Annotated in this window: 4 protein-coding genes; all 4 read right to left on the minus strand. The window is 57.1% G+C overall.

The features are described from left to right. Positions 1-56: 56 nt before the first annotated feature. Positions 57-2,861 carry a PASTA domain-containing protein gene (locus PJI16_20795; GenBank protein MDT3780003.1) on the minus strand — a complete coding sequence of 935 codons (2,805 nt, stop codon included), beginning with the start codon at positions 2,859-2,861 and terminating at the stop codon, positions 57-59. Positions 2,862-3,060: 199 nt separating this feature from the next. Then, positions 3,061-6,285: a PASTA domain-containing protein gene (locus PJI16_20800; protein MDT3780004.1), complete on the minus strand. Its 3,225-nt coding sequence runs from the start codon at positions 6,283-6,285 to the stop codon at positions 3,061-3,063. A 296-nt stretch (positions 6,286-6,581) separates the two neighbouring features. Then, positions 6,582-10,355 (minus strand): PASTA domain-containing protein, encoded by a 3,774-nt coding sequence (locus tag PJI16_20805; GenBank protein ID MDT3780005.1) that lies wholly within the window; start codon positions 10,353-10,355, stop codon positions 6,582-6,584. A gap of 163 nt (positions 10,356-10,518) precedes the next feature. Continuing rightward, positions 10,519-12,847: PASTA domain-containing protein (locus tag PJI16_20810; GenBank protein ID MDT3780006.1), on the minus strand; the 2,329-nt coding region annotated here is incomplete at its 5' end.

Consider the following 12,847-nt stretch of genomic DNA (forward strand, 5'->3'; position numbering starts at 1 on the left):
CGAATGGCCCTTTGCCTGGTTTCTCGATAAGGCCCTCCATTGCGGGAATTTATGAGCTACTGAATCTCCCAATCTGTGGAGGTCGATCCCGGGAAACCCACGGCGGAAATAGTCAGGCCGTTCATCAGCCACACAGCTACCATCCCATTCGTCCTATTTCGCCAAATAACATCCGCCTTGCCATCCCCGTTTACATCCCGCGCCTCTGCTAGTTGCCAAACGGCTGGGACCCCGCCAGGAAAACCGGAGGCGGCAATAGCGGTCCCATTCATCAACCAGATGGCCGTACTCCCATCAGTCGTGTTGCGCCAAACCAGATCCGCCTTGCCATCGCCGTTCACATCGCCCACGGCCATGATCTCAAACGCTGTCGACGCACTTCCGGGAAAGCCCACGCCTGTCACCGATAACCCGTTCATTAGCCAAATGGCCACACCCCCACTGGTGCTATTCCGCCAAATGACATCGGCCCGGTTATCCCCATTCACATCCCCAACCCCGGCAATGTGCCATGTCTCCGGCACCCCACCAGGGAAACCGGAGGCGGCAATAGCCGTCCCATTCATCAACCAGATGGCCGTACTCCCATCAGTCGTGTTACGCCAAACCAGGTCCGCCTTGCCATCCCCGTTCACATCGCCCACGCCCATGATCCGAAACGCCAGCGAGGCACTACCAGGAAATCCTGTGGAGAGAATGGTTAACCCATCCATCAGCCACACGGCCACACCTCCGCTCGAACCATTTCGCCAAATGACATCTGCCTTGCCGTCGCCATTCACATCGCCCACACCCGCGATCTGCCAGGCTGCCGGCACCCCGCCTGGAAAGCCTGAGGCGGCGATCGTCGTTCCATTCATCAACCAGATGGCCGTGTTGCCATCGGAAGTATTGCGCCAAACCAGATCCGCTTTGCCATTGGCATCAAGATCTCCCAGGGCCGGAGCAGTCCTGATTGGCACCAACGTCAAGGCCGTCGTGACAAAAAAGTCCTGGCCCGAAAGCGGAATTGCGGTTCTGGCTTTGGTGGTCTGTTCAATCGCTTCAAACAGAATGTTTTTGGAAAATCCAGAGGTCACCTTATGCTGCCCGGAAAGATGATACAGCAGATCCGACGTAGGCCCTATCCCAATAGTTTCACTTTCTCGAAAATTCGGTTGTCCCGCCACTGCTCCGGCCGAAACATCTAGAAATTCGGTTGCCGTACCCGTCGTTTTATTCACCGTATAAATCCGCGCGGGTAACACGGGCGACTCCCCGGGCACCGGTCGGTTATCCGTGATGGCATAGAGCGTCCCGGCCGCATCAAAGGCCAGATCCATAAAGTTTCCAAACAGTTTGGCCTTTTGCGTGGCCAGGCCCGTAGACGGATTAATCGTCACCAACCGGCGGAAACTATTCACTTCGGATGTCACCACGAGCAAGCCCCATAGTTGCCCAGTCCCAGGCTCCGTGGCCAGTCCCCGCCCACCCGTTAGAGATTCTCCCGTCGATAACGACAGAGGAATCTTGCCCAACTGGACGCCGGTGTCGGGATTAAGCCGATACAGATTCGGCGGGGTCCCTGCCTGTTTCGCAAGCGTCAGCTCTTCAACCGAATACAGGGTAGACCCGACAAAGGCCAAACCGTGCGTGCGGTGCGTCAGATCTCCAATTTTGGTCACCACCCCATTGGTGCGAAGGCGGTAGAGGCTATTTACGAGCGGCCCGGTCTTGGAATCATTTTGTACGCCAAGAAGAAATACCGGCGGTCCGGAAGAAATGACCAGGGCAACGGAACTGCCTGGGGTCACTTTTATTCCTGCCACGGGTATTTGACTGATGACGGTGCCGCTAGGCACTGTCTCGCTATTTGCCGCAGTCACGGTCCCCACAGTTAAGCCCCCGCCGATCAGGGTCGTTTGAGCACTGCTCTGTGTCAAGCCTACGACATCGGGCACGGCGGTCCCCAGCGACACGACTAGCGCTACGGCACTACCTGGCACCACATTCGTGCCCGCCCCTGGGTTTTGACTAATGACTTTACCCACCGCCACTGCGGCACTATTGGCCATCGTCACCGTCCCCATAGTTAAGCCCACGGTGGTAATGGCCTTCTGGGCCTCAGCTTGCGTACGACCAACGACATTGGGAACCTTTGCCCCAACGGACACAACCAGGGCCACAGCAGTGCCCGCCGCCACCTTAGTTCCGGCTCCAGGTTTCTGACTCATAACCTTGCCCGGGACAACTGTGACACTAATGGCCGTCGTGACTGCTCCCACGGTAAAACCGGCCGTAATAATCACCGATTGCGCGTCCGCCTGCGTCAACCCCACCACATTCGGTACTCTGCCGCCCAGAGACACCACCAGGTCCACCGGACTGCCAAATGCCCCTTTGGTTCCGGCCGTGGGAGTTTGACTGATGACTCTGCCCTCCGCCACAACGGTACTATTGACCGTCGTCACCCTCCCTATGATTAAGCCTGCTTTGGTCAGATCCTTTTGGGCGTCAGCTTGTTTCCGGCCAACGACGTCAGGAACCTCCACCCCAGAAACCACCAGATCAATCCGACTGCGTCGAACCACATTAATGCCTGCTGCCGGATCCTGACTGATAATGGTACCCGGCAGGATAGTCACACTCTTCGCCGAAGTGACAGTTCCTACCCTCAGATTGGCTTTGGTAATGGCCTCCTCAGCCTTAGCTTGTGTGCTCCCCACTACATTGGGGACTTCTACAGCCCTTGCGGTCATAGGCATGGCACAGGTGAGAAACAGCAGACATACCAGCACTCCCAGTTGCAAAACGAACGAATTGAGTCTTCGACAGGTGGCGCGGTGAGCCAGGTTCAAGTCGCCATGAGGCTGAATTTGCATTGTGTCCACGTTGTGTGTTCCATACGGCAACAATTGGCTGAATATTATGGCATCACAGGAGTTTAAATTCATACTCTCGTCTGCACTTACCTTTCCATGAATACCCCCGCAATACCTTCCTCTCCATTGGAAGAACTGGAGATGATGGCGGATTCCGTACGTATGAATGTGCCGGTTGGAGTTCTGTTCCAACCAATGTCTACTGAATCTCCCAGTCCGATGGGGCGGAGCCCGGGAACCCCACGTTCGAAATCGAAACTCCATTCATCAGCCAGATAGCCACGGTCCCACTCGAGCCATTGCGCCAGATGACATCCGCCTTACTATCCCCATTCACATCGCCCACCCCTGCAATTTGCCAACCTACCGGCACACCGCCAGGAAATCCAGGGGCCGCAATTTTCGTTCCGTTCATCAACCAGATCGCCGTACTGCCGTCATTTGTGTTACGCCAGACCAGATCGGCTTTCCCATCACCATTGACATCGCCCACGCCCGAAACCTTAAACGCCGGGGAGGCGCTTCCGGGAAAACCGACCCCCGCAATACCTAACCCGTTCATCAGCCACACGGCCACTGTACCGCTCGCCCCATTGCGCCAGATGACATCCGCCTTACTATCCCCATTCACATCGCCCACCCCTGCAATTTGCCAACCTACCGGCACACCGCCAGGAAATCCAGGGGCCGCAATTTTCGTTCCGTTCATCAACCAGATCGCCGTACTGCCGTCATTTGTGTTACGCCAGACCAGGTCGGCTTTGCCATCGCCATTCACATCGCCCACACCGGATATCTCAAACGCTGTCGACGCACTTCCTGGAAAACCCACAGACGTCACCGACACCCCGTTCATCAACCACACAGCCACCGTGCCACTCTTACCATTGCGCCAGATAACATCACCCTTGCCATCGCCGTTCACATCACCCACACCCGCGATCTGCCAGACCGCGGGGACTCCGCCTGGAAAGCCGGTCGCTGCGATCGTCGTTCCATTCATCAACCAGATGGCCGTGGTGCCATCTTTGCTGTTTTGCCAGATCAGATCAGTCGTGCCGGACGCATCCAGATCGGCCAAAGCCGGAGGACCGGTACTTGAATTCGAATTCGTGGATGGGACCAACGTCAAGGCCGTCGTCACAAAAAAGTCCGGGCCCGTGAGCGGAATTGCCGTTCTGGCCTTCGTGGTTCGATGGATCTGCTCAAACAAAATATTCTTGGTAAATCCAGAGGTCACCTTATGCTGCCCAGAGAGATGATAGAGTAGATCTGGCGACGACCCTACCCCTATGGTCTCACTCTCTCGAAAATTCGGTTGGCCGGCCACCGCGCCGGCCGAGACATTCAGAAATTCCGTTGGAGCGCCGGTCGTCTTATTCAGCGTATAAATCCGGGCCGGCGCCACGGCTCCCCCGGACACCGGTCGGTTATCCGTAATCGCATACAGTGTCCCAGCGGCATCAAAGGCCAGGTCCATGAAGTTTCCGGAAAGTTTCGCTTTTTGTGTGGCCAGCCCGGTCGTCGGATTAATCGTCACCAACCGCCGGAAACTATTCACTTCAGACGTGACCACGAGCAAGGCCCATAATTGATTGCTCCCAGGCATCGTGGCCAGCCCGCGCCCACCCTCTAAGGACTCACCTGTGGACAGCGATAAGGGAATGGTAGCTAAGGTGGCCCCAGTGCTGGGATTGAGCCGATACAGATTCGGCGGAGTCCCTGCCTGTTTCGCAAGCGTCAGCTCCTCTACGGAATACAAGTTGGCCCCGACATAGGCCAAGCCATGCGTGCGGTGCTTCAGATCCCCAATTTTGGTGACTACCCCATCGGTACGAAGGCGGTAGAGACTATTCACCAGAGGCCCGGTCTTGGGATCATTTTGCACACCCATGAGGAGAACCGGCGGGCCCGAGGAAATGACTAATTCGACGGAACTACCTGGATCCACATTCTCCCCACCTTTGGGAGTTTGACTGGTTACGTTTCCGATAGGAACCTTCTCGCTAAAGACTGATGTTACATTCCCCACCGTCAAGCCAACGTTGGTAATGGCCGTTTGCGCCGCAGTCTGTGATTTATTTACAACAGTGGGTACCGCTGTCCCCAGCGACACCACCAGATCGACCGCACTTCCTGGAGCCACATTTGACCCTGCTGGCGGATCTTGACTGATTACATTCCCTACGGCCACAGTTTGACTGTTGGCCGAGGTCACCTTACCAACTTTCAGCCCGGCTGAACTCAAAGCTGTTTGCGCACTACCCTTTGAAATCTCGACGACATTGGGCACCTTGGCCCCAAGGGACACCACCAAATCCACAGCACTGCCTGCCTTCACCTTAGCCTCTGCCGCCGGATTCTGACTAATGACCCTGCCGGCCGCAACGCTAGAGCTATTGGCCTTCGTGACCCTGCCTACCGTCAGGCTTACCGTGGTAATCGCCGATTCGGCTGCGGCTTGTGTTAAGCCCACCACCTTTGGCACCACTACTCCCAGGGATACCACCAAGGACACAGCGGTACCTGGAGCGACATTCGACTCGGCCACCGGGGATTGACTGATGACTGTCCCCGCGGGCACCGTCTCACTGGTAGCCGTCGTCACCGCTCCCAGCGTCAAACCTGCCTTGGTGAGGGCGGTATCTGCAGCGGCCTGAGTCAACCCCACCACATTGGGCACCTTGGCCCCAAGGGACACGACAAGAGTCACCGCACTACCCGGCGGGACATTGCTCCCCGCTGCCGGGGATTGACTGATGACCACGCCCGCCGGCACCGTCGTACTGGTAGCCGTCGTTACCGGTCCCACGGTCAGGTTGGCCGTGGTAATTGCCGTTACTGCCGCCGACTGCGACATGCCAACCAGATCCGGCACGGCTGTGCCCAGGGACACCACCAGGGTTACGGCATTACCCGGCAACACATTGGTCCCCGCTGCGGGGGTTTGACTGATAACGTCACCGATGGGCACCGTGCCACTATTGACTGTGGACTCTGCTCCCACCGTGAGACCTGCTGCCGCAATGGCGGTTTGGGCCACAGTCTGCGCCAATCCCACCACATTCGGCACAGCCACTCCGGATATCACGAGGTCCACAGGACTGCCAGGTACCACATTGATTCCTGCCGCTGGATCTTGACTGATGACCGTGCCGATGGGCACCGCGGGGCTATTGACCGGCGTCACGACCCCCACTAACAGATTGTTGCTGGTAATAGCCGCCTCTGCTGTGGCTTGTGGGCTTCCGACAACATTAGGGACCTCTTCGGCTCCTGCCGTTGCCGGTAAGGCACAGGTGAGGAAAAGCAGACTCACCAGAACCACCGGGCGCAAAAGGATCGACGTGAAACCTTTTTCAAATTTCTGGCAGGTCAAATTAAAATTCAATCCATTCTGGTGCAGAACTTTCATCACGTTCATGTCGTTAACTCCATTCAGCAAGAATCGAGCCCATTACAGGGCGACCAAGGCTCGCCTGTTTAGGCTGCCGCATGCACCTGCCCCATGGGTTCTTATTGCTTATTTCGTTGAATTTAAAGAAGGGGGTCTCGTTGTCTCTGCAATGGGGGAGGGTTCGGTTGTGTGGTAAATCAGGTGACTAAAGGGTGACTCATCAGGAGCAAGGAAAAATAAGTCTCATTGTAACATGAAGGGGTTTACGCGTGTCATCCTCTCAACACGGTGGCCTGGTGTCCCCAACCGACTGAAATGCATATCTACTGAATCTCCCAGACTGAGGAAGCCGAACCGGGGAACCCCACAGTGGAAATTGACAAACCGTTCATCAACCAGACGGCCACCGTGCCAGTGGCATTCCGCCAGATGACATCCGCCTTGCCATCCCCATTCACATCACCAACTTGAGAAATTTTCCATGCTAATGGCACACCGCCCGGGAAACCCGCCATGGCAATGGCAGTCCCATTCATTAACCAGATCGCGGTACTCCCGTCACTCTGGTTGCGCCAGACCAGGTCGGCTTTGCCATCCCCGTTGACATCGCCCACGCCGGCAATCTCAAACGCCGTTGAAGCACTACCGGAAAAGCCGACCCCCAAGATACTAAATCCGTTCATCAGCCAGACGGCCACCGTGCCAGCGGCATTCCGCCAGATGACATCCGCCTTGCCATCGCCATTCACATCGCCTACGCCCGCGATGCGCCAAGCCAGCGGCACCCCGCCCGGAAAACCGGAAGCCGCAATTGCGGTCCCATTCATCAACCAGATGGCGGTACTCCCATCAGACGTGTTGCGCCAGACCAGGTCGGCTTTGCCATCACCATTCACATCGCCCACCCCGGCAATCTCAAACGCTGTCGACGTGCTTCCGGGGAAGCCCACGGACGTCACCGACACCCCGTTCATCAACCACACGGCCACCGTACCGGTGGCATTTCGCCAGATGACATCCGCCTTGCCATCGCCGTTCACATCGCCCACTCCCCCGATCTGCCAAGCCAGCGGCACCCCGCCTGGAAAGCCGGAACCGGCGATTCTCGTTCCGTTCATCAACCAGATCGCCGTACTGCCATCAGCGGTGTTCCGCCAAACCAGGTCGGTCGTACCGGACGCGTCCAGATCTCCCAAGGTTGAAAGGCTCGGGCTCATGGGTGGAACCAGGGCCAAGGCCGTCGTCACAAAAAAGTCCGGGCCCGTAAGCGTTATCTCATTTCTGGCTTTATTATTTACATTGATCGTTTCAAACAGAATATTCTTCGTAAATCCTGGGGTCACCTTATGCTGCCCGGAAAGGTGATACAGCAGGTCAGATGAAGTCCCCACCCCAATGGTCTCACTTTCTCGGAAATTCGGTTGGCCGGCTACCGCGCCGGCCGAGACATCCAGGAATTCCGTCGTGGCCCCCGTCGTCTTATTCACCGTATAAATTCTGGCTGGATTCACGGCTCCTCCGGACACCGGTCGGTTATCCGTAATCGCATAAAGCGTTCCAGCGGCATCAAAAGCCAGGTCCATAAAGTTTCCGAAGAGTTTGGCCTTTTGGGTCGCCAGGCCCGTCGTCGGATTTATCGTTACTAACCTGCGGGCATTGTTCACTTCGGAAGTGACCACGAGCAACCCCCACAGCTGATTGGTCCCAGGTTCCGTGGCCAGCCCGCGCCCGCCCTCTAACGATTCACCCGTGGACAACGACAGGGAGATCGTAGCCAGCGTGGCACCGGTATCGGGATTGAGCCGAAACATCTTCGGCGGAGTTCCAGTCTGTTGCGCAAGCGTCAACTCCTCGACGGAATACAACATAGATCCAACAAACGCCAAGCCATGCGTGCGATGCGTCAGATCTGCGATTTTGGTTACCACCCCATTGGTGCGAAGGCGGTAGAGGCTATTCACCAGCGGTCCGGTACGGGAATCATTTTGCACGCCCATCAGAAAAGCCGGGGGCCCGGATGAAATCTCCAGGGCCACCGAACTGCCCGGTGCTACCTTCATCCCTGCTGTGGGATTTTGACTGATCACATTTCCGAGAGGGATCGTGTCGCTAAAAACCGGCGTCACCGTCCCCACTATCAGGCCCGCCGTAATCAAAGCCGTCTGAGCGATGCCCTGCGTCAAACCCACGACATCGGGCACCTGGGCTCCTAACGATACCACCAAGTTCACCGCACTGCCCGGCGCCACATTGGCGCCCGCTATGGGATTTTGACTGATGACGGCGCCAATCGCCACCGTTGGACTCGTGGCGGTCGTCACCGTCCCCACCGTCAAGCCCGCACCGGTTATGGCGGTTTGCGCGGCCGCCTGGCCCAAACCCACGACATTCGGCACGGCGGCGCCAAGGGAAACGACCAGGTTCACTGCACTGCCCGCCGTCACACTGGTTCCTGACGCGGGGGTTTGACTGATGACTCTCCCAATGGGCACCGTAGCACTCGTGGAAGTTGTCAAGGTACCCACCGTCAAACCCGCCGAGGTTATCGCCGTTTGCGCCGCCGCCTGCATCAAACCCACCACATTCGGCACTACCGGCCCCAGGGACACCACCAACGCCACTGCGCTACCTGGCGCCACATTATTTCCGGCCCCTGGATTCTGACTGATGACATTACCCGCGGCCACCGTCGCACTGCCGGCCTGCGTGACGGTGCCCACTATCAAACCAACATTCGTAATCGCCGTCTCGGCGGCCGCTTGCGCCTGGCCCACCACATTCGGGACCGCAGTACCAAGGGAAACCACCAAGTTCACCGCAGTGCCCGCTGTCACAATGGTTCCCGGCGGGGGAGTTTGACTAATGACTCTTCCGATGGCCACCGTCTGACTATTGGTCGAACCGACCGTTCCCACCGTCAAACCCGCCGAGGTTATCGCCGCTTGCGCCGCCTCCTGCGTCAAGCCCACTACATTGGGCACCGCCGGCCCCAGGGACACCACCAATGCCACCGCACTACCTGGCGCCACATTACTTCCGGCCCCAGGATTCTGACTGATGACATTACCCGACGGCACCGACGCATGACTGCTGTTCGTGATGGTTCCTACCGTCAGACCCGCTCCCGTAATGGCCGACTGCGCCGCCGCCTGCGTCAAACCCACCACATTCGGCACCGAGGTACCCAGGGACACCACAAAGTCGACGGGACTGCCTGGTGCCACATTGCCCCCCGCTACGGGATTCTGACTGATAACAGTCCCAATAGGTACGGTGGCACTGTTAGCCGATGTCACCGTGCCCACTGTGAGACCCGCATTCGTAATGGCGGTCTGTGCCGCAGCCTGTGCCAACCCCACCACATTCGGCACCGAGGCACCCAGAGACACCACCAAGGCCACCGCACTGCCCGCTTCCACATTGGTTCCTGCCACAGGATTTTGACTGATGACGTTCCCAATGGCCACCATCGGACTATTGGCCATCGTCACGGTGCCCACAGTCAGACTGGCACTGGTAATCGCCGATTGTGCCGTGCCTTGGGGTAAGCCCACCACATTCGGCACCGCAATACCAAGAGACACCTCAAAGGCCACTCCATTACCCTGAAACACAATGGTCCCGGCCGCCGGATTCTGACTGATGACGTTCCCAATCGGCACCGTGGCATTATTGGCCGTCGTCACCGTACCTACAGTGAGACTCGCATCTGTAAGAGCGGTTTGGGCCGCGACCTCTGCCAACCCCACCACACTCGGCACTGCCACTCCGGAAATCACGAAGTTCACCGGACTGCCCGGTACGACATTAATCCCGGCCGCCGGATCGTGACTGATAACGTTGCCAATGGGCACCCCACCACTAATGGCAGCCGTCACAACTCCCACAGTGAGACCGAGATTCGTAATATCTGACTCTGCAGTAGCCTGTGGGATCCCGATTAAATTAGGAACTTCTACGGCACTTGCTGTCGCTGGGAAAATAAAGGTGAGGAAAACGAGGCTTACGAAAACCGACAGCCGCAAAAATATCAACTTGTGACATCTATGTAACCTCTGAGGGGTTAGATTCAACCCTGTTTGGTGCTGAACCTGCATCACATTAATGGGGGTCCGGTCGTGTATTAAACTACGTGGACGAAAGATACCTGATCACGAGCAAGAGAGAAATGAAATTTGATAAAAAATGCACCATGTGGAAATTTACGCGTTCCACCTTATCCCTATGAGCCCGGTAAATGGATCAGCTCGGAATCCGTGTCTACTGTATTTCCCAATCTGAGGGAGCGGAGCCAGGGAAACCCACTGCTGAAATGGACAACCCGTTCATTAGCCAGACGGCCACGATGGCACTCTTTTCATTGCGCCAGATAACATCGGCATTGCCATCCCCATTCACATCACCGACTTGAGAAATTTTCCAGGCTACGGGCACTCCACCCGGAAAGCCTGCCGTGGCAATGGCGGTCCCATTCATTACCCAGATCGCGGTACTGCCATCAATCTGATTGCGCCAGATCAGATCCGCCTTGCCATCGCCGTTCACATCGCCCACGCCGGCAATTTCAAAAGCGGTTGGGGCGACTCCGACAAAGCCGACTGCCGTCACCGACACCCCGTTCATCAACCACACAGCTACTCCCCCATTGATTCCATTGCGCCAAATGACATCGGCATTACCGTCCCCATTCACATCGCCCACGCCCTCGATTTGCCAGGCCAAAGACACTCCGTCCGGAAAACCGGAGGAAGCAATTGCGGTCCCGTTCATCAACCAAATGGCCGTGCTGCCATCAGTGGTGTTCCGCCAGACCACGTCGGCTTTACCATCGCCATTCACATCGCCCACCCCGGCAATCTCAAACGCTGTCGACGTGCTTCCGGGAAAACCCACGGACGTCACCGACACCCCGTTCATCAACCACACGGCTACCGTGCCACTCGAACCATTTCGCCAGATGACGTCTGCCTTACCATCGCCATTGACATCGCCTACGCCCGCAATCTGCCAAACCCTCGGCACCCCCCCTGGAAATCCTGATGCGGCGATTGTCGTTCCGTTCATCAACCAGATCGCGGTGCTGCCATCATTCTGATTGCGCCAGATCAGATCGGCCGTGCCCGACGCATCCAGGTCTCCCAAAGCCGGAGGACCTGTGGGTGGCACCAGGGTCAAGGCTGTTGTCACAAAAAAGTCGGGACCCGTGATCGCCATCGCCTTTCGGGCTTTCGTGGTCAGATTGATCGATTCAAACAAAATATTCTTGGTGAATCCTGGAGTTACCTTATGCTGACCGGAGAGATGATACAATAGGTCGGATGAAGGTCCGACCCCAATCGTTTCACTTTCTCGAAAATTCGATTGCCCCGCCACGGCGCCGGCCGAAACATCCAGGAATTCCGTCGTGGCCCCCGTCGTCTTATTCACCTTATAAATTCTGGCCGGAAGTACGTTGGCCCCCCTTGGCACCGGCCGGTTATCCGTGATCGCATAGAGCGTTCCAGCCCCATCAAAGACCAGATCCATAAAGTTTCCGAAGAGTTTGGCCTTTTGGGTCGCCAGGCCGGTGGTCGGATTAATCGTTACTAACCGGCGGATATTATTTGCTTCGGATCTGACCACGAGTAAGCCCCATAGTTGATTGGTCCCAGGCTCCGTGGCCAGCCCTCGCCCGCCCTCTACTGATTCGCCTGTGGACAATGACAGTGGGATCTTGGCCAGCGAAGCCCCGCTCCCCGGATTCACCCGATACAAATTTAGCGGCGCCCCTGGCTGTGGAGAAAGAGACAGTTCCTCGACGGAATACAAGGTGGTCCCGACATAGGCCAAGCCATGCGTACGATGCGTCAGATCTCCAATTTTGGTTACCACCCCATCAGTGCGAAGCCGGTAAAGACTATTTACGAGTGGTCCGGTCTTGGGATCATTTTGCACGCCCATGAGAAAAACCGGCTGCCCGGACGAGATAACCAGGGCGACTGCACTTCCTGGATCCACATTGGTCCCTGCGCCCGGCTTTTGACTCATAACGTCGCCAATCGGCACCGTAGCACTAATGGCCGTCGTCACAATTCCCACTGTTAGCCCAGCCGTGGTAAGGGCTTCTTTTGCCGCAGCCTGTTTCAATCCCACGACATTCGGTATCTGAGCCCCTAGCGATACCACCAGGTCTACCACACTGCCCGCCGCCACATTGCTTCCCGCAGTCGGATTTTGACTGATGATCGAACCAATCGCCACGGTCGCACTATTTGCTGTCGTCACCGTCCCTACCGTCAAGCCTGCACCGGAAATGGCGGATTGCGCCGCGGCCTGCGGCAAGCCCACGACCTTCGGAACTGCGATTCCAAGGGAGACGACCAGATTCACAACACTACCTGCCGCCACCCTGGTTCCTGGTGCGGGAGTCTGACTGATGATTCTCCCAATAGGAACTGTCGGACTGTTCGTCGAGTTCACCGTACCCAGCTTCAACCCTGCCGTGGTAATAGCGGTTTGAGCTGCTGCCTGGGTTTTTCCCACGACATTCGGCACCGCCGGGCCCGTCGAGACCACCAGGTTGACCGCACTGTCGGCGGCCGCACTCGTG

This window comes from Nitrospira sp. MA-1 (assembly GCA_032139905.1).
Taxonomy (GTDB): Bacteria; Nitrospirota; Nitrospiria; order Nitrospirales; family UBA8639; genus Nitrospira_E.

Coding starts and splice junctions, on each gene's coding strand:
- PJI16_20795 (MDT3780003.1), bottom strand. CDS start 2,861: ATGCAAATTCAGCCTCATGGCGACTTGAACCTGGCTCACCGCGCCACC.
- PJI16_20800 (MDT3780004.1), bottom strand. CDS start 6,285: ATGAACGTGATGAAAGTTCTGCACCAGAATGGATTGAATTTTAATTTG.
- PJI16_20805 (MDT3780005.1), bottom strand. CDS start 10,355: ATGCAGGTTCAGCACCAAACAGGGTTGAATCTAACCCCTCAGAGGTTA.